We start from the raw sequence: 22,928 nt of genomic DNA, 5'->3' as shown, positions 1-22,928 counted from the left end.
ACGACCGCCGGATCGGGGCCGCCAGGATCGAGGAGGCGGTCGTCCGGCTGGTGGGCACCCGCGCGGCGGCCGATCGCCTTCCACGGTCCGGGGACGGGGGCCGCACCCGCGCGGCGGTCAGTCCTGGTAGGGGACGTCCAGCCGCGACAGGGTCCGCGGGCACCGGCCTCCCTGGAGCACGGGTCGCTGTGCCAGCAGCTCCCTCGCCTGCCGCCGGGCCAGGTTCCAGCCGTTCCAGGGGTCGGACTCGGCCAGGTGGTTGGTGGTGACGACGTCCCGCAGCACGCAACTGCGGGTCGGCTCGGGCAGCCGGTCCAGGGCCGGGACCGCCTCGGCGCCGAGATCGCCCAGGTACTCCAGGTCGGCTCCGGGCAGGCCGCGGACGGCGATCTGCGTCTCCGCGACCCGCAGGTCGGGGTTCCACAGCGCGAACGCCAGCAGCGAGGCGCTCGTCATCACCACGAGGGCCCTGGGAAGCCAGCGCGCCTGCTCCCGCCCGACGAGCCGGGCCGCGCCCGCGGCGAGGACCAGCGCGAACACCCCGCCCAGCCACCACACCGTTGCGGCCACCGAGGCCCGCAGCCGGGAGAGGCCGTAGGCGTCGGAGTACAGGTCCAGGCGGTGCAGCGCGGAGACCAGGATGACCAGGGTCAGCACGCAGAGCAGGCCGAGCAGCCCGGCCATCAGCCAGCGGTCGAAGCCCTTGAGCTCCAGCGCCCCCGAGGCGACCCCGACGATCGCCAGCACGAACACGCTGACCACGACGAGCTGGAAGAAGCCGGAGCGCGCGTACTCGGCGTAGGTCAGGCCGGTGGCCGACACCAGCCACCGGGTACTGCCGAACAGCACGGCCAGCTGCATCACCACGAACGTGACGAACAGCAGGTTGAGCGCGGTCAGCGGGAGCACCCACAGGCTCCGGCCGGCCGCGACCCTCAGGCTCGGCGTCCGGGGCTCGGCCACGGGCTGCAGGCCGACCAGCACCGCCGAGGCCACCACGGACGCGAGGACCAGGAACAGGACGATCCTCAGCGGCATCGACTCCGCCCAGTCCTGCACGCTGAGCACCCGCTCGACGGCCTCGGCGAAGACCGCGTCCGCCGAGGCGAACAGCGCCCCGAACACCACCAGCAGCACGACCGTCAACCCTCCGCCGAGCAGCGCGGGAACCACCCGCCTGCGGGCCGCGAGCGCCCTCAGACGGGCCCCGAGGAACCACGGCACCGGCAGCAGTCCCAGGATCACCGACGCCCCGCCCCGGATCACCCCGAGCCATCCGCGCCCGGCCCCCGACAGGGCGAGCGCGGCCGTCAGGAACCCCGCCAGCGACACGACGGCGACCAGCCAGTCCGCGTCCCTGAACATGACCGTCACGACCAGCCCGTAGGCGAGCGCCCCCAGCACGACCGACCACGCGGTGATCCGCCCGCGTACCGCGGGGATCACCGCCGCTCCCATGGCGACGGCCACCAGGACGAGTCCCAGCCCGGCCCCGCTGTACGGCACGACGACCGCGCCGAGCAGCCCGACGGCGCCCGACGCCGGCAGCACCCAGCGGGGCGTGTCCGGCAGGTCCGGCCGGGGCAGGATCGGCGGCGCCTGGTAGCCTCCCGTCCCGCGCCTTCCCGGGGTCGTCGCCTGCGGCCGGGAGAGGACCGCCGTACCGGCGGGCTGCGTGGCCTGGGCGGACGTCGTAGGGGTCGCGGACGGCGCGGACGGCATGGACGCTGTGGACTGCGTGGAAGCCACGGACGCCGTGGACGCCGTGGACGCCGTGCCGACGACCTCGGCGGCCGTCGTGGCGGGGCCCTGCGCCGGAGGCCGGTACGGAAGCGGTTCCTGGCCGCCGGAGATGTCGTCGAACGACGTGGTGGCTCCGAGGACCGTGCCGATGAACCCGCCGGCCACGAACAGGCCGGCACCGGCCGTCAGGCCGAGCATGGAGTCGAGCGCGGACAGGACGGTGCCCACGATCAAGGCGCAGATCACTCCCGCGACGCCGCCCAGGAAGACCCCGATGATCGCTCCTGCCCAGTTCCGCACCACGACCCTTTCCGGACGCGTACTCCCGCCCCCGACGAGGACGGGCCGTGGCGGGAACGGCGGGGAGGTGTGGCCCGGTGCGCCGGTGTGGCCCGGTGGGGCGCCGGTGTGGGCCGGTGGGGAGGTGTCCGGGGTGCCGGCACCGTCCGGCCCGACGCCCTCACCGGGGCCGCCCGGTTCGGACGACCCGGGGGGTTCCGGCCGCTCGCCGGGAGGTGTGCCGTCCGCGGGGGCCCGGCCCGGGGCGGTGGGCACGAGGGCGCCGGCATCGGCGGCCACCCGGTCCGGCACGTCCTGCCTCACCTCCACGGCGGGGGAACCCTGCGCCGGCGAGCTCCGGGCCGGAGGTCCCTGGGCCGCGGGAACCTGAGCCGGAGAGCTCGGAACCGGAGACCCCTGGGCAGCGGGAACCTGAGCCGACGATCTCCGGGCCGAAGAATCCGGGACCGGCGAGTCCCGGACCGGCGAGTCCCGGACCGGCGAGTCCTGGGCCGGTGAGTCCTGGGCCGACGGGCTTTGAGCCGACGGGCTTTGAGCCGACGGGCTCGGGGCGGAGGAATCCCGGGCCGCGGCGTCCTGGACCGGCGGGTCCGGGACCGGCGGGCCCGCCACCGGGGAAGACGGGGAGGTCATCTCGATCCTTTCCGGGAGGTCGGTCACGACGTGGCAGCCGACGCCGTCCTCGACGTGGATGGAGCCGCCGTGCAGTTCGACGATCTCCTTGGTGATGGCCAGGCCCAGCCCGGCGCCGCCGTCGTCCGTGGCACGCCCGGCGTCCAGCCGTGAGAACCGCTCGAACGCCCGGGCCCTGTCCTCGGCCGCGATGCCGGGCCCCTGGTCGCTCACCCGCAGCCGGACGCCGTCCCCGGAGGCCGCCGCCGCCAGCACCACGGTCCCGCCGGCGGGGCTGTGGCGTACCGCGTTGTCCAGGAGGTTGGCGAGGACCTGCGCGAGCAGGTCGGGGTCGGCGCGCAGGCTCAGCCCCTCGGGAACCTCGCAGCGGGCCGTGACGCCCTCCCTGGCCAGTACGGCCTCGCGCAGGGCCTGCTCGCACAGCGGGCGCAGCTCCACGTCCTCGCGCTCGATCAGGCGGGCCCCGGACTCCAGGCGGGACAGGTCCAGCAACTGTGCGACCAGACGGCCGAGCCGCTCGGTCTGCGCGAGCGCGGTGCCCAGGGTGGCGGGGTCGGGATCGGAGACCCCGTCGACCACGTTCTCCAGTACCGCCCGCAGCGCGGTGATCGGCGTGCGGAGCTCGTGGCTGACGTTGGCCACCAGCTCCCGGCGCTGCCGGTCCACCTCGCCCAGATCGGCGGCCATCGCGTTGAAGGCGCGGGCCAGCTCGCCCACCTCGTCACGGGAGGTGGCGGTGACCCGCAGGCCGTAGCGGCCCTTGGCGATGGTCTGCGCGGCGGCGGCCATCTCGCGCAGCGGCTTGGTCATTCCCCGCGCGAGCAACTGCACCATGATCAGCGCGAACACCGCGGCCACGGCGACGCGCACGTCGCGCGAGTATCCGGCGTTGATGCCGACCTCGTTGACGACGAACGCCGTCACCACGGCCAGCAGGATCACCATGCCGAGCTTCGCCTTGATCCGGCCGAGGAAGTCGAGGGGTCTCAATGGTCGGCGCATCCTGATGTCGAAGTGATGGGGTGTGCACGCCCGCGCGTCCGGGTCCCCGCCGGGCTGTTCGGCGCCCCGCCGTGCCGGGCGCTCACGGTCTGACGAGGGCGTAACCGACTCCGTGGACGGTACGGACGACGCCGGGGCCCAGCTTGCGGCGCAGGGCCCGTACGTGACTGTCGACCGTTCGGGTGGCCGCGGCCTCGGAGAATCCCCAGATGTCGGTCAGCAGCCGTTCCCGCTCGAAGACCTGGCCGGGGCGCTCGGCCATGCGGCAGAGCAGGTCGAACTCGGTCCTGGTCAGCTGGGCCTCGGTGCCCCGCACGTAGACCCGGCGCTCGGCGGTGTCGATCTCGACGTCGGCGACGCGGATGACCGTGTCGTCCACGGCCAGTTGCGAGGCGCGCTCGACCCTGCGCAGCAGGGCGTGCACCCGGGCGACCAGCTCGCGCATGCTGAACGGTTTGGCCATGTAGTCGTCGGCCCCGACCCCGAGGCCGACGAGCAGGTCGGTCTCCTCCCCCAGCGCGGTGAGCATGAGCACCGGCACCGGCCTGGCCGCCTGCATCCGCCGGCACACCTCCAGGCCGTCGAGGCCGGGCAGCAGGCGATCCAGCACCACCACGTCGGGCCCGGTCCTCGCGTGGACGGCCAGTGCCGTCTCCCCGTCCCCGGCGACCTGCACGTCGAAGCCCTCGGCGGCCAGCCTGTGGCGTACGGCCCGCGCGATCGTCTCGTCGTCCTCGACCACGAGGACGCGTCGTTGCTGAGGGGTTGCCATGCTCGGCAGCGTAGACCGGGGCGGTGCAGAAGACCTGGGGTGAATTGTGAAGGTTTCGCGCACGGCCGGACCGGCGGCACGGCACCGGTCCCCCCAGGACGGGCGGGCGGCCTCCCGCCGGACACGGCGGAATTTACCCGACGGCGGAAATCTTGACCTGTGCCGTGAAAAGCATTGCTCGGTGACCGGATCACGACAGGTCAGGCTTAGAAGACAGAACAGTACGAGACCCAGGGGACGATACGAATGAGGCCATTCATGAGGCACGTGTTCTGCCTTACAGCCCTCATCGGATGGGCGGCCGCTTTCGGGGCGTCACCCGCGGGCGCCGCCGCGGACGGCGAGCCGTCGCCGGGCGTGACGACCACGGCACGGGTCCCGGCCCCCTCGACCACGGCACGCGTACCGGTCCCCTCGAAGCCGCCGGGCGGACCGGTGGCGTCCCCGGCGAGGACCGGCGGCGCGGCCGTGAACCGGGCGCTCGTACTCGCGATCAGCCAGGGCCCGGTCATCTCGCCGACGAACCGGGTCGTGGTGCTGCAGTGCGCACCGCTGGGAGGGGGCACACATCCGAGGACGCGGAACGCGTGCGCGTCGCTGCTCCCCGTGAACGGTGACGTGGGAAAGTTCAAGCCGTCGACGAAGACGTTCTGTCCCCTGATCTACGACCCGGTCACGATGTCGGCGGTCGGTGTCTGGGACGGCAGGTTCGCCCTGTCCTCCCAGACCTTCAGCAACTCATGCCTGCTACGGGCCACGCTCGGGGAGATCGCCGGTTTCTGACCACCGCGGACAGCCGTTCCGGAGTTAACGTGACAGGGTGATCGATGTCCCCGCGTACCTCCGCAGAATCGGCGTCAGGGCGGACGGCCCCGCGAGTGCGGAAACACTGCACCTGCTCCACCGGGCGCATGTGGAACGCGTGCCGTACGAATGCCTGGAGATCTGGCTGGGGCGGCCCACCACGGTGGATCCCGTGGAGTCGGCCGCCCGGATCATCCGGGGCCGGGGCGGTTACTGCTACCACCTGAACGGGGCGTTCTCCGCGTTGCTGAAGGCGCTCGGCTACCGGGTGACCAGGCACGTGGGCGGGGTGCAGGGGCGCCCCGGGGACCCGGCGGGGGCGAACGGCGACCATCTGGTCCTCACGGTGTCCGGGCTGCCCGCCCCGGAGAACCCCGGCGGGGAGTGGCTGGTCGACCTGGGGCTCGGTGACGGGCTGCACGATCCCCTGCCGCTCGTCGCGGGCACCTACCGGCAGGGGCCCTTCACCTACGGCCTGCGTCCGTCGGAGGCCGAGCCCGGCGGCTGGCGGTTCGACCACGATCCGCGCGGCGGCTTCGCCGGCATGGACTTCCGCGCCGCACCCGCGCGGATGTCGGAGTTCGCCGGGAGGCACGGCTTCCTGTCCACCTCGCCGGAGTCGGGGTTCGTCCGCGTGGCCACGGTCCAGCGGCGTGACGCGGGCGGCACCGACGTCCTGCGCGGTCTCGTGCTCACCCGTCTGGGCGACCGGGAGCACACCCTCACCGCCGAGACCGAGCGCGACTACTTCGAGATGCTCGCCGACGTCTTCTCCCTTCCCCTGTCCGACGTCACCCCGGCCGAACGCGCCGGGCTCTGGCGGCGCCTGTGGGCCGCCCACGAGGTGTGGGCGGCCCGCGCGACGTAGAGGACGCCCCTTCCTCGCCGAGACCGCGACCACGACCGGGGCCTGGGCCGGGGTCGGGGCCGTGGACGCGACCGGGACCACATCCGGGACCGCGACCGGGGATCAATATGATGGTCAGGACCCTGTTCGTTGGTTCATGTGCCATTAAGTGACTATGTTGCTGTTCGCGATGGGACGGCGAACGGGGTGAGCAGGATCGACACTCAAGTGCTGGCAGGCCGCTACCGGCTGCTCAACCCCCTCGGTGAGGGGGGGACGGGCACGGTCTGGCTCGCCGCCGACGAGACGCTCGGCCGCGACGTGGCGGTGAAGGAGGTACGGATCCCGCCCGGCCTCGACGCCGCCGGACGGCAGGAGGTCTGTGCCGCGGCACTGCGCGAGGCCAACCTCGCCGCCCGGCTCAAGCATCCCTCGATCGTGACCGTCCACGACGTGGTCATCGAGCAGGAACGCCCCTGGCTCGTCATGGAACTGCTCTCGGGGACGTCGCTGGAGCAGACCGTCCGCGACCGGAGCCCGCTGCCCGTACACCAGGCGGCCAGGGTCGGGGTGGGCGTCCTCAGCGCGCTCGGCGCCGCTCACGCCGCCGGGGTGGTCCATCGCGACGTCAAACCGGGCAACGTCTTCCTGACCAGGACGGGCAAGGCCGTCCTCACCGACTTCGGCATCGCGGTCGTCGACGGCGAGGGCACCTCGGGCCGTACCGACCACCTGGTGGGCTCGCCCAACTACATCGCGCCCGAGCGGCTCCGCGGCGAGCGGGGCGGCCCCGCCTCCGACCTGTGGTCCCTCGGCGCCACCCTCTACTTCGCCGTCGAGGGGATGCCGCCGCACCCGGCGGAGACCCCGATCGCGGCGATCGGGCGGGTGCTCACCGAACCGCCCAGGCCGCCGGAGCGCGCGGGCGCGCTGGGCCCGCTGCTGACGCGCATGCTCGACCCGGTGTCCGAGGCCCGGCCGTCCTTCGAGGAGGCCGCCCGCTCACTGGCGGAACTCGCCTCCGGCCGTGCGAGCGGCGCCCTGTCGTACGGCCCGCGTCACCCCCCGCCGTCCCCGGCACCCCCGGCGCGTGACACCGCCGTACCGCCGGCCGGGTCGCGCGGCAGGCGCACGGCGCTGTGGGTCGCCGCCGAGGTGGCGGGGGTCCTGGCGGTCGCCGGGATCACCTTCGGCGTGACCTTCCTGTCCGCCTCGGGCTCCACGGCCGCCGAGAAGAAGGTCAGGCTCAGCGAGAGTCCCGGCGCCTTCACCACGCCGGTGAACATCTGCGCGCTCATCCCGGCGGCCACGGCCGGCCGGCTGCTGCCCTCGCCGGCGGTCGAGGGCAAGCCCACCAACGACGGGGGGTGCCAGTGGCCGGCCCTCGGGGTGGGGCTGGAGGTGCGCCTCTCCGGGGACAAGCAGTGGGGCACGAGCCCGCGTCAGGCTCACGAGCTGTTCGTGAACCGGCGCAACGGCACCATCCCCAGCGGGGAGAGCGCCTGGAGCTGGCCGGAGATCCAGGCCGGCCTGCGCTCCTCCCGCTCCACCGCGCCCAGGGCGGTGAAACCCGTCGGCGACGAGGCCTTCGGCTACGACGTCCACGAGAACCGCAAGACCGGCAGACTGGAGCAGAGCTACGTGATCATCCGCGTGGACAACCTCGTTCTCGACGTCGGCTACAGCGTGGTCGACGGCAGCAAGGACGGTCCGGCGATCCAGGCCGGCGCCCACACCGCCGCGACATGGGTCGCGAACGCGTTGAACAAGCAGAAGGCTGGCGAATGAACCATCCAGACCTCCCCCGGCCCCAGGGCAGGCACGCGGGCGGGCAGGCCGCTCCCGCGCAGGGGCCCGGGATCGCCGGGGCCGAGGGCGCGCCGATGCTTGAGCAGAGCTCCCTGGAGCAGGTCATCGCCCGGTTCGGCCCGATGTCCCCGCAGCAGACCGCGGTGGTCGGCCTGGCCGTGCTGGACCAGCTCGTGTCCGTGCACATGCAGGGCATGCTCCACGGCGACGTGCGGCCGAGTTCGGTGCTGCTCGGCCCGTACGACCAGATCACCCTCGCCCCGCCGTCCCTGCCGTCCTCGCTCTTCACCTCCCCCGAGGGCGTGACCAGCCCCGCCGCCGACCTGTGGTCGCTCGGCGCCACCCTCTACACCGCCGTCGAGGGCCGTCCGCCGTCGCCCGGCGCCTCCCTGGACAACGCCGGCCCGATCGCGCCGATCCTGTTCCGGCTGCTCGCCGGGGAGCCCTCCCAGCGGCCGGACCCGTCCACGCTGCGCACCGCGCTGCTCGACATCTCCCGGTACCGTCCCGGGCCGCCTCCCGGCCCGGAGGCGCCCCCGCCGTTCCCGCAGAACGTGCCCCCGCCGTTCCCGCCGAACACGTCCGCCTCGGGCCCGCACACCATGCCCGCGTCGTTCCCTCAGAACACGTCCGCCTCGGGCCCGCACGACGTGCGCGCGCCGTTCCCGGGAGCCCCCGGACCGGGGAGTACCGGGCCGGGCGGCCACCCCGGGCCGGGCGGACCTTCCGGACCTTCCGGGCCCGGCGGACCGGCGGAGACGGGTGACGCTCCGGGGACCTCGCGCGTCTCCGGCGCGCCGGAGCCCTTCTCCGCCGAGAGCCCCGCGAGCCCCCCGAGCCCCGCGAGGTCGGAGGGGACCGGAGGACCCCGGGGCTCCGGAGAGCACGAGGGAGCCGGGGCGGGTCAGGAGAGCGGAGGCGCTCCGGCCGCCGAGGGGGACGTGACGGCGCCCTTCAGGAAGAACCTGAACGAGCAGATGTCCGCCATCACGGCCGGGCTCCCCCTCCGGGACGTCCCGGCCACCCGTCAGGTCCCGTCCCCCGCCCAGGACGTTCAGGGGAGCCCGCCGGGTTCGACGTCCTCCCCGGACGCGCCCACGGTCGGGCAGGGATTCCCCGGAGGGCAGGACACCCCCGCCGCCTGGCCCAGCCTGCCCCAGGGCTCACCGGCGCAGACGGCGCGGCAGGTCCCCTGGCAGGGACCGCCACAGGGCTCGCAGCAGAGCTCGCCGCAGGGCTCCCCACAGGGCTCGCAAGGACCGCCGGGACCGTCGGGACCGCCCCTCGGGCCGCAGGGACCGCCGCCGGGACCCCGCCAGAAGGCGTCCCGCGAACCCGTCCCCCCGGTGACCGACGCCGCCCGGAACCTGGCGGACGAGCCGACCGCGCGCTCCACGAAGACGTCGGGGGTCCTCGTACCCCGGCCCGTGGTGGCGCTGACCGGGGCGCTGCTCTTCGGCATGGCGGTCACCATCGGCGTACTGCTCACCTCGGTGCTCACGAGCCCGGCCGACGAGGCGTTCCCCACGGAACCGCCGGGCGCCAAGGGCCGCTTCGCCACGGCGCCCCGGGCCTGCAGCCTGCTCGACGAGAACCAGGCGGGCGAGGTCGTCCCCGGGTTCAGGAGCTCCGAGGTCGAGCGTTCCACGTGCAACTGGCTCAACCAGCAGGACTGGCGCAAGCCCAACGTGGAGAAGTACGACCTGCGGGTCCGGCTGATCGCGCAGAAGGAGGTCGCGCGGGCCAAGGAGTACATGGCCGGCAAGAAGAAGGACATCCTCGACAAGGGCCAGTTCACCACTCCGAAGCCCCTTCCGCCCAAGGACCTGAGCGGCATCGGCGAGGAGGCCTTCACATCGAGCTCGTACACCTCCATCAACCTCTACGGCGGCTCCTACAAGGCGACCGTGGTCTTCCGGATCAGCAACCTGATCGCCGAGGTCGACTACGAGCGGGGCGGCGTCAAGGAGGACCGCGACGGCGAGATCGGCCAGGGCGCGCTGAAGGTGGCGCGGTGGCTCACCGAATCCCTGAAGACCGATGACTGACGGGCCGGCCGGCCGGGCATCCCGCCCGCTGCCCGTGCTCGCCGGCCGCTACCGGGCGGTCGAACGGCTGGGCGCGGGCGGGATGGGCGTGGTGTGGCGGGCGCGCGACGAATTGCTCCACCGCGAGGTGGCCATCAAGGAGGTCACGCTCGACCCGAAGCTGCCCGAGGCACAGCGCGCCGAGACCCGCGAGCGCACCATGCGCGAGGCCCGCGCCGCCGCCCGGCTGGGGCACCCGTCGATCGTCGCCGTCCACGACGTCGTCGCCCAGGACGGCCGCCCGTGGATCGTGATGGACCTGGTCCGGGGCCGTTCGCTGGACCAGGCGATCCGCGCCGGCGGCCCCCTGCCCCCGCACCGGGTGGCCGCGATCGGCCTGGCCGTGCTGGACGCGCTGGCGCTGGCGCACAGCCGGGGCATCATGCACCGGGACGTGAAACCGGCCAACATCATGCTCGCCGACGACGGCGGTGTGCTGCTGACCGACTTCGGCATCGCCACCGTCGAGGGCGACGTCCAGCTCACCTCACCGGACGCGCTGGTCGGCTCTCCCGGCTACATCGCCCCCGAGCGGCTGCGCGGCCAGGACGACGGGCCCGCCGCCGACCTGTGGTCCCTGGGCGCGACCCTGTACGCGGCCGTCGAGGGCCGGGGACCCTTCCAGCGCGGCACGCCGGTGGCGACCCTCGGAGCGGTCCTCACCCAGGAGACGCCCCATCCGGCCAGGGCCGGGGAGCTGGCTCCCGTGTTGCTGGCCGTACTGGCCAAGGAGCCCCGGGACCGGCCGGGAGAGGCCGGGTTGCGCGCCGCGCTGCGGCGGGTCGCCCAGGGACTGCCCGCGGGCCCGCTCTCCCCGGCGACCGCACCGCGCCGGGAACCGCGGGCGGCGGACGGGACGGGAACGCCGTACGGGACAGGGCCGCCCCCCGCCCAGGTCACCGGCCGGGCCGGGCGGCGCCGCACCGCCCTGATCGCCGGAGCGGCGCTGGCCCTGGCCGCGGCGGTGACGGCCGGGACGGTGCTGCTGACCGGGGACGACTCCGGGGAGCCTCGGGTGCCGGGGACGTCCGGAGCGTCCGCGGCGCCGGGGACGGTGGCGGCCGGGCGGTTCGTCGCCGCCCCGGACCCGTGCACGCTGCTCACCGACGCGCAGGCCGGGGTGGTCGTGCCGGAGGCGTCGCCGACCTCCGTGGTCCCCGACAGAGGCGGGGAACCCTACTGCGCCTGGGACGGCCCCCTGAAGGACCCGGCCGACCGCGGGCTGTGGGTCTCGGTCGACCACAAGACCGCGGTCGCCGGCAAGAGCGGCCCCGACACCGCCCACGCGTTCTTCGACTCCGAACGCGTCAAGACCGCCGCCGACGAGGGCACCGGCCTGGTCGGCACCACCGGACCGCTCAGGAACGTCCGCCACGTCGGGGCAGAGGCGTTCTCCTACGACACCCTCACCGGCGGCCGGGCCTACTGCGTCATCCGGTTCCGGGTGAGCAACCTGCTCGTCAAGGTCACCCTCTCGGAGAAGGGGAAGCGTGTCGGCACGCCGTTGCGACGGCAGACCCTGCAGGTCGCGCGCCAGGTCTCCGAGGAGCTGAACAGCCGTGACTGAGAACGGCACGAGCCGCGCCGTCCGCACAGGCCGCACCGTCCGGGCCGTCCGCACAGGCCGGGCCGTCCGCCCCGTCCGCCCCGTCCGCGCCCGGTGCGCCCCGCGCGCCCGGCGCCGCGCCACCGCCGGGGAGGGCGGATGACCGACCCCACCCTGCTGGCCGGGCGCTACCGCCTGCTGGAGCGCCGTGACCGGGCGGGCACGAGCTGGCGCTCACGTGACGAACTGCTCCGCCGCGACGTGACGATCTCGGAGGTACGGCTGCCGCCCCCGGGACCGTACCGGGAGTGGCTCCTGGGGCAGATCCGCGCGGCGTCGGACCTGCGGCACCCGGGTGTCACGACCCTGCACGACGTGATCCCGGCTCACGACCGGTTCTGGCTGGTCATGGAGTCGGTCGAAGGGCGCTCGCTGCTGCAGAGCGTCAGGGCCGACGGCCCGCTCTCCGACGAGCGGGCCGCCGAGGTGGGACTGCGGGTGCTGGACGCGCTGACCGCCGCCCGCGAGCGCGGGATCCACCTGGCCGCCACCCCCGACACCGTGTTGCTCACCCCCGGCGGGCGGGTGGTGCTGACCGGCGTCGCCGCCCTCGCGACCGGTGACGGGTTCCACGACCTCGGCACCACCCTCTTCACCGCCGTCGAGGGCCGGACACCCGACACCGGCGAGCGGCCCGTGCCGGTGATCGGCGGCGGGATACCGCTGGCCTCGCCGTCCACCGGCCCCGTGGGGACCACCGGGTCCGGTCCGCTGGTCCCGCTGGTGGAGGAGTTGCTGGCGGCCGCCCCCGGCCATCGGCCCGACGCCACCTCGGTACGGCTGACGCTGGAGAGGATCGCCCCGGGGCCGGCCGACCGGCCCGGCCACCCCGTCCGGCCCGGTCCGGGCGGAGCGGCCCGGACGCGCGGGGGATCCAACCGGGCGCTCCTCGTCGCCGCCGTCCTGGCCGTACTGCTCGTCGCCGGCGGGCTCGCCTTCTGGCTCCGGCCCCGCCAGGCCGCCGAGCAGGCGCCGGTCGCCGCGCCGATCGCGTTGCCCACCGCGTTCTCCCGTGCCCCGGACCCCTGCGCGCTCCTGTCCGCCGAACAGGCGGCCGAGCTGGAGGTGGACGCCACCCCCAGCGGCAGGAAGAAGGACACGTGCACGTGGAGGACCACGGGGCAGCCGAAGAACCTGACCTACACCCTGACCGTCTCCACCTTCCGCCTGCCCTCCGACAAGGCCGCGGGGCAGCTCTACGCGCGCTTCCTCAAGCAGGAGCGCGAGCGGACCGCGACGGCGGTAGGCCTGCCCATCACGTTCGTCAGGCCCGCCGGGCCGGTGACCGGGATCGGCTCCGAGGCCTACGCCTCCGAGGGCACCAACAAGCTGACCTACTACAGCTCGGTGGTCTTCCGGACCGCCAACCTCGTGACCAGCGTCCAGTATCAGCGCGGCATCGGCGAGGACGGCGACGGCAGGACCCGCAAGGCCGCCTACACGGCCACCCGGTGGGTCCTCGAACAGCTCGCCCGGACGGGATGAGCCCCGGGCCCCGGCCGCCCGGTCATGCCCGCCCCCTCGGGACCTCCGCGGGCTTCCGGGGACCGCGGGGACCCCGGGGGCTTCCGGGGATTTCCGAGAGCTCCGGGGGTCGCGGCCGGAAGCGTGCCCGCCCCGGCGCCGCGACGGTTCCCCCTCCCGGCGGTACGGCGACGATCACGATATATCTCGGTTGGAACCACGGGGGTGGGTCCGTACGTTGAACCGACGACGCACAATGAACTACAGACGGGGCGCCCGCCCCGCGTTCGGAGGATGTTGAGAATGTCACCCGTCCAGAAGTACGCGATCGGCGCGGCAGTAGTGGTGTTCCTGTCGTGGATGTTCCTGCCGGGGTTCGTGACGACGCTGATCCTCCTGGGCGTCATCGCCGCCCCGGTCGTCGGCTACCTGATGCTCGACCCGTCCCAGCGGGCGCGGCTCAAGCGCTCCCGCAGGCGCGGTCTCGGCCGCTGAGAGACGGTGCCCGCCGCGCGCCCGACCGGCCGGGGAGCCGGTCGGGCGACGGTCACGCACGGCCAGGTGACGGTCACGGCCGGACGACGGCCAGGCCGGTCAGCCGGCGGGCACGGCCGGGTGGGCACGGCCGGGTGGGCACGGCCGGGAGAGCACGGCCGGGAGAGCACGGCCGGGAGAGCACGGCCGGGAGAGCACGGCCGGGAGAGCACGGCCGGACGGCCGGGCGACGGGCTCTCAGGCCGGGGTCGCGAGTTCCGTCTCCACGCGCCGGGTGACCTTGCGCTCGAACACGAACGAGAGCAGCGGCACGGTGCCCGCGAGCATCACGCCGACGATGTAGGGCCACGTCCAGCGGGCCTTCATGCCCAGATTCATCGTGGCCACGAGGTAGAGCATGTAGAGGAAGCCGTGGATCGGGGAGACGATCTTCGACGGTTCCTCGATGCCGAAGCCGTACCTGAGCACGATGCAGGTGACCAGGACGAGCAGCATCACGCCGACGATGTACGCCAGGACACGGAAGGGCTTGAGAGCGGATTCCACGGTCGGTTACCTCGGTCTTGAAGTTCGCGGTTCACGGTTCACGGGCGGTGCGGGTGGTGGTGCGGGGCGGCGGCCGGGAAAGGACGAGGAACCGCCCGGCCCCTGCCCGGCCCCCCTGTCCGTGCCCTGGTACGGGGATCGGTCGCGCCTCACGGTTCGGCGGGGGCGCGTAGCGCCGGGGACACGGACTCCGCCTCCGGCCCGGACGCCTCCGGCCCGGTCGGCTCCGGTCCAGACGGCTCCGGCCCGGCGGGGTTCCCCGTACGGCCGCGCAACGCGTCGCGCACGAAGTGCCACCACATGAAGACCGCGAACAGCCCGAAGATCCACCACTGGGCGGCGTAGGCGAGATTGCGCCAGGTCAGCCCGCCGGGTTCGGTCGGCGGCGGGACGCTCACCGCCGGGAGGGCCACCGCCGGGGGCGGTGACTGGGAGGCGGCCACCACGAACCCGTTGCGGAGCTTCGTCCCCCGCCACAGGTTGATCAGCTCGGCCGACGAGACGGTCATCACCTGCCCCTGCGGCAGTTGCCGGATCCGGCGCTGCACGCTGTCGGTGTCCTCCGAGGCCTGTAGCCGCCCGGTGACGGTCACCCTGCCCTCGGGCACGGCCGTCGCCGGATCCTGGGCCGTGGCCACCCTGCCGCGTACGACGGGAACGGCGGTGCCGTCACCGAGGTCGAGGGCGGTGAGCACCCACAGGCCGCCCTCGCGCCCGGCCACCAGGAGCTGCTTCGAGGCGTCGAAGGTGCCCTGCGCGGTCACCCGGCGGCCGACCCTGTCGGCCGTCATGTGCACACCGGGCGCCGTGAGCTCGGCGACCGCCACCGCGGGCGGGTCGAGCAGGGATCGGGGCTTGCCTGAGTCCTCGAAGACGCCGAGCTGCCACCTGCCCAGCAGAGCGCACACGACGAGCGCTCCGATCGCGAGCAGGTGGAGCGCCACCACTCGGGCGGAGAACAGGATGCGCAGCATGACACCACGCTATCCGGCCGGGTCGGCGGTCCGGTCCCCAGCACCCCACCCCGGCCGGCGACGATCCGCTCCCGAAACGGCCGCCGGCCCCGGCCCGCAGCCCCGGCCCGGAACCCCGGCCTCACATCCGGCACCCGGTGCGGGCTTTCACGAAAGTGACACAAATCAGTGTTGGGAGGCATCCCGTGTCGCTAAAGTCATCCCCATGTCTGATCCTCAGCAGATTGACCCCGCGGGCAACACCCAGGCGTTCCGCGCGTTCGCCCAGCGTAAGGACCCGGAGGCCGCTCCCGAGAAGCGGTCGCTCGCCCTGCCGATCACGGTGGGCGTGGTGGTCGCGGTGCTGGTCATCGTCGCCGTGGTCGCCTACCTGGTGCTCTGACCCCGAAGCCCCTCAGGGATCCCCGGAACGTCCCGGGGCTCCCGAAGATCACGGAAGACCCCGCAGCGCCGACGGTTCCCGCCCTCGGCGCTTTTCGCGTTCCCGGAGGTCCCGGCCCCGCCCGCGTGACGGCCCGCCCCTCATGACGCCACGCCGCGCCGGACATCACCCCTCGAACGGCGCGTCCCGGACCTCCCCAGGGGACTTCGCGTTCCCGGTCCGCCGGGACATCTCCCCGGCCTCCCGCCACCCTCCACATACCGACTGGTCGGTGTGATACGGCTCACTATGGACGACGACACCGCCCACTCATTACATTGGACGAATAATCCAATAACAAGCGCACGGAACGCTCCCATCGCCGCGACCGGACCGGGAGGAGCACGCACCGGAGAGGTCGTCACCGGAAACGGCCAGCGAGGAGACCCCATGAACACGCGCCCCGGGATCACGATCATCGGCTCCGGCTTCGCCGGGCTGGGCATGGCGATCAAGCTCAAGGAGGCCGGGTACCACGACTTCGTCGTCCTGGAGAAGGCCGGGGAGCTCGGCGGGACCTGGCGGGACAACACCTACCCCGGCTGCGCCTGCGACGTCCCCTCGCACATGTACTCCTTCTCCTACGAGCTCAACCCCGGCTGGTCACGGATGTTCTCCCCGCGGGCCGAGATCCAGGAGTACCTGCGCGCCTGTGCCGTCAAGTACGGCCTGGAGCCGCACCTGCGGTTCGGCAGGGAGGTCGTCGGGCTGGAGTACGACGACGCGGCGCGGAACTGGCGGGTCGCCCTCGCCGGCGGTGAGAGCCTGACCACCAACGCCGTGATCTCGGCGATCGGCGCGCTGCACGTGCCGTCGCTGCCGGGGATCCCCGGTCGCGAGAGCTTCTCCGGCCCCTCCTTCCACTCGGCCGAATGGGATCACTCGGTCGACCTGACCGGAAAACGGGTCGCCGTCGTCGGCACCGGGGCCTCGGCGGTCCAGTTCGTCCCGCGTCTCGCCCGCCAGGTCTCCCGCCTCCACCTCTTCCAGCGCACGCCCCCCTGGATCCAGCCCAAGCCCGACTTCGCCTTCTCCCCCAGGGCGAGGCGGCTCCTCGCCCTGCCCGGCGCGGCCCGCGCGCTGCGTACCTCGATCTACTGGGCGCTGGAGACCCGGGCGCTGGGCTTCGCCCTGGACCCGCGCCTGATGAGGGTGCACGAGGCGTCGGCCCGGCGGCACCTGGCCGCCCAGGTGCCCGACCCGGAGCTGCGCGCCCGGCTGACCCCGGACTACACGATCGGCTGCAAGCGCATCCTGATCTCCAACGACTACTACCCGGCCCTGACGAGGGAGAACGTCGAGGTGATCACGGACGGGGTGCGGGAGATCCGGGAGAACTCGATCGTCGACGCCCGCGGCCGGGAGACCGAGGTCGACGCGATCGTCTACGGCACCGGCTTCAAGGTCACCGACGCGCTGAACGAGCAGCGGATCGTCGGCAGGAACGGCAGGAAGATCCAGGAGGCCTGGCAGGACGGCGTGGAGGCCTACTACGGCATCACCACGACCGGTTTCCCCAACCTGTTCCTCCTGCTCGGTCCCAACACCGGCCTGGGCCACAACTCGGTCGTCTTCATGATCGAGGCCCAGGTCCGGTACGTCCTGGACTGCCTGCGCCTGCTGTCGAGGACGAAGGCCAGGGCGCTGGACGTCCGCCCCGAGGCCCAGCGCGCCTACAACGACCGCCTCCGGGCCCGGCTGGACCGGCTGGTCTGGAGCGAGGGCGGCTGCCGTAGCTGGTACCTGGACGAGCACGGCGTCAACCGGACCGTCTGGCCGGGCTTCACCTTCGAGTACTGGGCACGCACCCGGCGGCCGGAGCGCGCGGCCTTCGACCTCATCCACTGATTCGGCCCCGAACCCGGTCCCGGCCGCCCCGCGACCGCCTTCCCCGCGACGGCCCGGACCCGCCCGAGCGCCCCGCCTCACCCCCGTCCCACCCCCGCCGGCGCCGGGCGCGGCGGTGGGCCGTTCGTGCGCGTGCTCCCCCTCGGGCTCAGGCCCGGGCTCAGACCCCCGCGGTCCAGACCCCGGGTCCAGGCCGGTGAGGGCCGGTGAGGGCCGAGGGCCCCGGGGACGGCGCGACCGATGTCACGGCCAGGGGTTGGTGGTGACCCTGTAGTTGAAGTGGTAGCGCCAATCGCCGGACTTGCGCCAGAGCACCGTGCCGGAGTCGCCCTCGGCGGCGGTGATCGTGGACGAGCCGAGCTTGTCGTCCCCGATCAGGTCCTCGTCCCAGAGTTCCAGGGTGACCTGCTCGCCCCCGGCCGCCCGGAGGTTCGCCCAGTTGACGTTCTGGTCGCCCGCGGGTCGCACGTTGCTGCCGTCCGGGCACATGGAGGAGTCCGCGCCGAAGACGATGCAGTCGTTCGCGGCGACGCTGATGCCCGGATACTCGCCCGGCCAGACGAGCCCGTTGCCCTTGCGGAGCAGGTAGAGCTCATCGTGGCCCCCCGACTCGGAGATGTCGGAGGCGTAGAGGCTCTCAAGGCGGATCATGAGTTCGTCGGAGGCGTGCCCGGCACTCGCCGGCGCCGCGTGGGCCAGCGGCAGGGTCAGGACAAGTCCCAGCAGAGCGGCGCTTCGGCGCCATGAGGTCGTCATACGGCCAGGGTGAACGCCGCTTCTTGTCGATCACTTGTGTCTCGCTGCACAGGGCCGCGTCTCACTGCACAAGGCCCCGCCTCGCTGCACAAGGCCGCGCCTCGGCCGCCCGGACGTCAGCCGGCGGACGCCTCCGGGCCGTCCTCGGCGGCGGACGACCCCCAGAAGGGGCCGCGCAGGCCGACCCCCGCGAAGTAGGCCGCGGCCGAGGAGGGGTCGCGGCGGACGTAGCCGCGGTCCAGGCGTCCGGCGTACCAGTGACGGGCGAGCCGCCAGAGGGTGGCCAGGTCCATGACATGGCCGCGTTCGTGACCCGTGCGCCTCAGCCAGGCGTCGACGCAGCCGGTGGAGCAGAACAGGCGCTGGTTGCCGCAGGTGCGGACCACGTCGTCCCAGGCGCGGCGCACGGGGACGAGGAAGTGCGCCACCTGCCCGCCCCGCGGGGGCGCGTCCCGGCCGACCACCCAGGCGTGCGGGGTGTCGCAGGCCGGGCAGCGGGTGGCCACCAGGACGTCGGGCTCCCCGGTCAGCAGGTGGGGGACGGCGAAGGAGTCCCAGGCGCAGCCGCCCCACCACAGGGTGCGCGCGCCCATGACGGAGAATCCGAGCGGGACGGCGGAGAAGGGGTGCGCCATGACGACGCGGCCGCCGTCCCGGGGGTCCAGGACGATGTCGCGGTTCTCGTGCAGGCGCCTCAGCGCCTGCCGTACCAGGTCGGGGGCCAGTGAGGTCCCCGCGGCCAGGTCCGGCACACCGGGTGCGCGTCCGGTGCGGGCGAAGCCGGTGTAGACGGCCAGGCGGACGTCCTCGATCGCGCACAGCCCGGCGGTGCCCGTCAGGGGGTGGTGGTCGGTCATCGGCGGCTCCTCGGTCCTCGGACGTTGACGACTCCTTGATCCCAACGCCTTTCCGGACCTGGTCACTCCCGGACGCCCCCTCCGTCCGGCACCGGCGCGGCGGGGACGCCCCCGGGCGGTCACCTCACGCCCGGGGTCGTCGTCGCGGGGTTACCTGCGCTCGCTGACCACCAGCGCGCTGCCGCCGCCGCGCCGGGTCGGCTCGGCCACCGCCTGGAGCCTGCCGCGCGACAGGAACTCGACCGCCGTGGCCGCGCCGATCTCGGGATTGAGCACCAGGCTGTGCCCCCGGCCGGTCAGCTCGGCGCCGTAGCGGTCGATGTAGGCCTGCTCGGCCTGGGTCTGCGCGGTGTTGCGCTGCGTGGCACGCGGGGCGGCCAGCGCCTCCGGCAGCGACATGCCCAGGTCCCAGCGGTTGACCAGGACCTGCAGCACGGTGGTGATGATCGTGGATCCGCCGGGCGAGCCCAGCGCGAGCAGCGGCTTCCCGTCGGCCAGCACGATCGTCGGCGCCATGGAGGAGCGGGGCCGCTTGCCGGGCGCGGGCAGGTTCGGGTCACCCGGGGCCGGGCCGAACGTGAAGTCGGTCAGCTCGTTGTTGAGCAGGAAGCCCCGGCCGGGGACGACGATGCCGTTGCCGCCGGTCGACTCGATGGTGATGTTGTAGGCGACCACGTTGTCCCACCGGTCGGTGACCACCAGGTGGGTGGTCTCGGGACCCTCGGGGGCGGCCTCGGTCGTCTCGGCCGTCGGGGCGGCCGGGCACGGCCCGTACGTCCCGTCGGGGGTGCCCGGAGCGGCGGGGTGCGCCATCGCCCGCTCGCCGATCAGGCAGGCGCGCTCCTTGGCGAACCCGTCGGAGAGCAGTTGCCTGAGCGGGACGCCCGGGATGTCGCCCACGTACTTCCCGCGGTCGGCGAAGGCGAGCCGGGAGGCCTCCAGGTACTCGTGCTGGCCGACCTCGGGCAGGGCCTCGAGGATGTTGAGGGCCTCGCCGACCGTCGAGCCTCCCGAGGACGGCGGCTCCATGCCGTACACGTCCATGCCCTTGTACGTCATCTTCGTGGGCGGCCGCTCCAGCGCGCGGTAGGCCCTCAGGTCGGACAGCTCCATCAGCCCCGGCCGCACGTTGCGGGTGGAGCCCGGCGTGACCGGCGGCTTCTTGACGGTGGCCACGATCTCGGCGCCGAGGCGGCCGCCGTAGAGCCAGTCGCCCCCGCGCCTGGCGAGCGTGCGGTAGGTCTCGGCCAGCTCGGGGTTGCGGAAGGTGGAGCCGACCGCCGGCGGGGCGCCCCCGGGCAGGTAGAGCTTGGCGGTGGAGGTGAAGTCCTTGAACCGGGCCGCGTTGGCCGCGGTCTGGTCGTGGAAGGTCTGGTCGACCTTGAACCCCTTGGAGGCGACCTCGATCGCGGGCCGCAGGGCCTGGCGCAGCGAGAGCGTGCCGAACCTGCGCAGCGCCAGCTCCCACTGGGCCACGCTGCCGGGCACCCCCGCCGACAGCCCGCTGGTCACGGCGTCGTCGAACGGGATGCCCTCCAGGGAGGTGGAGGTCATCGCCTTCGGCGCGGTCTCCCGGCCGTCGATCGTGTGGACCTTCTTGCGGCGCGCGTCGTAGTAGACGATGAACCCGCCCCCGGCCAGCCCGGCCGAGTAGGGCTCGGTCACGCCCAGCGTGGCCGCGGCGGCGACCGCGGCGTCCATGGCGTTGCCGCCCCGGCGCAGCACCTCCAGCGCCGCCTTGCTGGCGTCGAGGTCGACGGTCGAGACCGCGCCGCCGTACCCCTCGGCGACGGGCTTCTTCTCGGCCCGGGGCCGGTCCGGCGACGCCGGTGGCGCCTGCACCGCCGCCGAGAGCGCGCCCGGGGGCGCCTGCGAGGACGCCGCGGCAGGGTTGACGAGCAGTACGGAACTTCCCGCGAGGATCCCCGCCAGGGGGATGGCGACGCGACGATGGATCATGAGTGACCTCCCGCAGACAGCTTGGCCCAGTGGCCGAGCCTTGTCAGCCCCCTTCCCTACTCCGGGCGAAGTAGTACCTTCTGCCCCGTCGGGGGGACGCGGCCGCCGGACGGGCGCACGTACAGTGCTGAACGTGCGCGTCACCCCCCGCCCGGCGGACCTGATCCTGCCCCTCGTCGCGGGGGTCTTCCAGGTGGCGGGCACCCTCGCCGCGCAGCGCTGGCAGATCCACGACCCGGACCTGCTCCGCGCCCCGCTCGGCCCGCCGGGCTGCGCGCTGCTGCTGGCCGGCCCCCTCGCCCTCGTGGTACGCCGCCGCGATCCGGTGTTCAGCATGATCGTCGCGGTGGGCTCGGCCGCGCTCTTCGTCGCCCTGGGCCACGCCTACGGCCCGGTCTTCCTCAGCCCGGTGATCGCGTTCCACCACGCCGTGGCCGCCGGGCACCGGCGGGTGGCCTGGCCGGTCTGGGCCCTGGCCTACGGCTTCGTCGTGGTCCACACGATCTGGTTCGCGCCGGTCCCCGCCCGCGACTGGCTCCACGCCCTCACGGTGGCCGCGCTGATGGGCCTGGTGCTGGCGGTCGCGGAGTTCTCCCGGATCCGCCGGGAGCGGCGGGCCGAGCGCGCCCGGACCGAGGAGGAGGAGTCGCGGCGCCAGGCCAGCGAGGAGCGGCTGACCATGGCCCGGGAGTTGCACGACGTGCTCGCGCACAACATCTCCCTCATCCACGTGCAGGCCTCCACCGCCCTTCATCTCATCGACGAGCACCCCGAGCAGGCGCGGACCGCGCTCGCCACGATCAAGCAGGCGTCCAAGGACGTGCTGACCGAGATGCGCTCGGTGCTCAGCGTGCTCCGTGACGACGCCCCGCGCTCCCCCACCGCCGGGCTCGACCTGCTGGACGATCTCGTCGGGCGCACCGGGCTGCCGGTGGAGCGGGAGGTCACCGGCGAGGTCAGGCCGTTGCCCGCCGAGGTCGACCGGGCCGGGTACCGCATCGCGCAGGAGGCCCTGACCAACGTCACCCGGCACGCCCGGGGAGCGTCGGTCAGGCTCGTGCTCGACTACGGGCCGCGCGCGCTGACCGTCCGGGTCACCGATTCGGGCGGCTCGGGCGACGAGGCCTCCGGACAGGGCCTGGGCGGCGGGAACGGCATCCCGGGCATGCGGGAGCGGGCCTCGGCCCTCGGGGGGACGCTGACCGCCGCCCGCCACGGCCGGGGCTTCCGCGTCGAGGCCCGGCTCCCGATCCCGGAGGCGCCCCGGCCGATCCCGAAGGCACCACGACCGGCCCCGGAGGCGCCCCGGCCGCTCCCCGGGACACCACGACAGCCCCCGGAGGCACCTCGATGATCAAAATCGTTCTCGCCGACGACCAGGCCCTCGTCAGGGCCGGGTTCCGCGCCCTGCTGGACGCCCAGCCCGGCATGACCGTGGTGGGCGAGGCCGCGGACGGCGCCCAGGCCCTGCGGCTGGCCGCCGAGAGGCGACCGGACGTGATCCTGATGGACATCCGGATGCCCGGCATGGACGGGCTGACCGCCACCCGCGAGATGCCCCCCGGCCCGAAGATCATCATTCTGACCACCTTCGAGCTGGACGAGTACGTCTTCGAGGCCCTGCGCAACGGCGCCGGCGGCTTCCTGGTCAAGGACACCGAACCGGCCGAGCTCATCCAGGCCGTGCGGGTGGTGGCCGCGGGCGACGCCCTGCTCTCCCCGGGCGTGACCCGCCGCCTGATCGCCGAGTACGCCAGCCGCGCCAGGGAGCCGCACCCCGGCCGCGACCTCGGCCCGCTCACCGACCGGGAGCGCGAGGTGCTGGCCCTGGTCGGCACCGGCATGACCAACGACGAGATCGCCGGCGCGCTGTTCATGAGCCCCGCCACCGCCAAGACCCACGTGAGCCGGACCATGATGAAGCTCCACGCCCGCGACCGCGCCCAGCTCGTCGTCATCGCCTACGAGTCCGGCCTGGTCCGCCCCGGCTGGTCCTGATCGGGCA

At 73.8% G+C, this 22,928-nt stretch carries 18 protein-coding genes; 11 read left to right on the top strand and 7 right to left on the bottom strand.

All coding sequences use genetic code 11. The features are described 5' to 3' along the window. Positions 1 to 117 precede the first annotated feature (117 nt). Complete coding sequence (locus AB0G16_RS15250; RefSeq protein WP_362804555.1) at positions 118 to 3,666, bottom strand: DUF4153 domain-containing protein; 3,549 nt, start codon at positions 3,664 to 3,666, stop codon at positions 118 to 120. A gap of 94 nt (positions 3,667 to 3,760) precedes the next feature. Next, positions 3,761 to 4,450, bottom strand: coding sequence for a response regulator transcription factor (locus tag AB0G16_RS15245; protein ID WP_362804552.1), 690 nt, complete (start codon positions 4,448 to 4,450; stop codon positions 3,761 to 3,763). Positions 4,451 to 4,708: 258 nt separating this feature from the next. Here AB0G16_RS15245 and AB0G16_RS15240 point away from each other — a divergent pair, with 258 nt between their 5' ends. The 7 genes from AB0G16_RS15240 to AB0G16_RS15210 all read left to right on the top strand — a co-directional run bounded on the left by AB0G16_RS15240 (position 4,709) and on the right by AB0G16_RS15210 (position 13,562). Then, positions 4,709 to 5,233, top strand: a complete 525-nt coding sequence (locus AB0G16_RS15240) for an SSI family serine proteinase inhibitor (RefSeq protein ID WP_362804549.1) — start codon at positions 4,709 to 4,711, stop codon at positions 5,231 to 5,233. A 37-nt stretch (positions 5,234 to 5,270) separates the two neighbouring features. Continuing rightward, a complete protein-coding gene (locus AB0G16_RS15235; protein WP_362804547.1) occupies positions 5,271 to 6,122 on the top strand; it encodes an arylamine N-acetyltransferase in 852 nt (283 codons plus the stop codon). Positions 6,123 to 6,308: 186 nt separating this feature from the next. Beyond that, complete coding sequence (locus tag AB0G16_RS15230) at positions 6,309 to 7,889, top strand: serine/threonine-protein kinase (protein WP_362804544.1); 1,581 nt, start codon at positions 6,309 to 6,311, stop codon at positions 7,887 to 7,889. After that, a complete protein-coding gene (locus AB0G16_RS15225) occupies positions 7,886 to 9,958 on the top strand; it encodes a hypothetical protein (RefSeq protein ID WP_362804541.1) in 2,073 nt (690 codons plus the stop codon). Before AB0G16_RS15230 ends, AB0G16_RS15225 begins: the two co-directional genes overlap by 4 nt. Next, positions 9,951 to 11,564 carry a serine/threonine-protein kinase gene (locus AB0G16_RS15220; protein ID WP_362804538.1) on the top strand — a complete coding sequence of 538 codons (1,614 nt, stop codon included), beginning with the start codon at positions 9,951 to 9,953 and terminating at the stop codon, positions 11,562 to 11,564. The genes AB0G16_RS15225 and AB0G16_RS15220 overlap by 8 nt, the downstream gene beginning before the upstream one ends. A gap of 138 nt (positions 11,565 to 11,702) precedes the next feature. Then, complete coding sequence (locus tag AB0G16_RS15215) at positions 11,703 to 13,088, top strand: hypothetical protein (RefSeq protein ID WP_362804536.1); 1,386 nt, start codon at positions 11,703 to 11,705, stop codon at positions 13,086 to 13,088. A 282-nt stretch (positions 13,089 to 13,370) separates the two neighbouring features. Further along, entirely contained in the window at positions 13,371 to 13,562 is a 192-nt protein-coding gene (locus AB0G16_RS15210; RefSeq protein WP_362804533.1) for a hypothetical protein, read from the top strand. A gap of 237 nt (positions 13,563 to 13,799) precedes the next feature. Here the strand turns inward: AB0G16_RS15210 and AB0G16_RS15205 are convergent, their stop codons facing one another. Further along, complete coding sequence (locus AB0G16_RS15205; RefSeq protein ID WP_362804530.1) at positions 13,800 to 14,108, bottom strand: DUF3817 domain-containing protein; 309 nt, start codon at positions 14,106 to 14,108, stop codon at positions 13,800 to 13,802. 149 nt (positions 14,109 to 14,257) lie between these two features. Then, positions 14,258 to 15,082: an SURF1 family protein gene (locus tag AB0G16_RS15200; RefSeq protein ID WP_362804527.1), complete on the bottom strand. Its 825-nt coding sequence runs from the start codon at positions 15,080 to 15,082 to the stop codon at positions 14,258 to 14,260. A 205-nt stretch (positions 15,083 to 15,287) separates the two neighbouring features. Between AB0G16_RS15200 and AB0G16_RS15195 the strand changes: the two genes are divergently transcribed. Continuing rightward, on the top strand, positions 15,288 to 15,464 hold the full coding sequence (locus tag AB0G16_RS15195) for a hypothetical protein (protein WP_362804524.1): 177 nt from the start codon (positions 15,288 to 15,290) through the stop codon (positions 15,462 to 15,464). 429 nt (positions 15,465 to 15,893) lie between these two features. Further along, positions 15,894 to 17,351, top strand: coding sequence for an NAD(P)/FAD-dependent oxidoreductase (locus tag AB0G16_RS15190; protein WP_362804522.1), 1,458 nt, complete (start codon positions 15,894 to 15,896; stop codon positions 17,349 to 17,351). Between the two features lie 243 nt (positions 17,352 to 17,594). Here AB0G16_RS15190 and AB0G16_RS15185 read toward each other — a convergent pair whose 3' ends face one another. The 3 genes from AB0G16_RS15185 to AB0G16_RS15175 form a co-directional block, all read right to left on the bottom strand. Further along, positions 17,595 to 18,107 (bottom strand): hypothetical protein, encoded by a 513-nt coding sequence (locus AB0G16_RS15185; protein WP_362804519.1) that lies wholly within the window; start codon positions 18,105 to 18,107, stop codon positions 17,595 to 17,597. A 116-nt stretch (positions 18,108 to 18,223) separates the two neighbouring features. Next, positions 18,224 to 18,964 carry an organomercurial lyase gene (merB, locus tag AB0G16_RS15180; RefSeq protein WP_362804516.1) on the bottom strand — a complete coding sequence of 247 codons (741 nt, stop codon included), beginning with the start codon at positions 18,962 to 18,964 and terminating at the stop codon, positions 18,224 to 18,226. A gap of 150 nt (positions 18,965 to 19,114) precedes the next feature. Beyond that, complete coding sequence (locus AB0G16_RS15175) at positions 19,115 to 20,923, bottom strand: gamma-glutamyltransferase family protein (RefSeq protein WP_362804512.1); 1,809 nt, start codon at positions 20,921 to 20,923, stop codon at positions 19,115 to 19,117. Positions 20,924 to 21,056: 133 nt separating this feature from the next. Here AB0G16_RS15175 and AB0G16_RS15170 point away from each other — a divergent pair, with 133 nt between their 5' ends. Both AB0G16_RS15170 and AB0G16_RS15165 read left to right on the top strand, forming a co-directional pair. Continuing rightward, a complete protein-coding gene (locus AB0G16_RS15170; protein WP_362804509.1) occupies positions 21,057 to 22,277 on the top strand; it encodes a histidine kinase in 1,221 nt (406 codons plus the stop codon). After that, a complete protein-coding gene (locus AB0G16_RS15165) occupies positions 22,274 to 22,921 on the top strand; it encodes a response regulator transcription factor (protein WP_362804507.1) in 648 nt (215 codons plus the stop codon). Before AB0G16_RS15170 ends, AB0G16_RS15165 begins: the two co-directional genes overlap by 4 nt. The last annotated feature ends 7 nt before the right edge of the window (positions 22,922 to 22,928 follow it).

The sequence above is a fragment of the Streptosporangium sp. NPDC023615 genome, from assembly GCF_040640155.1.
Taxonomy (GTDB): Bacteria; Actinomycetota; Actinomycetes; order Streptosporangiales; family Streptosporangiaceae; genus Streptosporangium.
The sequence above is the reverse complement of the archived record's forward strand: the minus strand, read 5'-3'. Positions and strand labels throughout refer to the sequence as shown.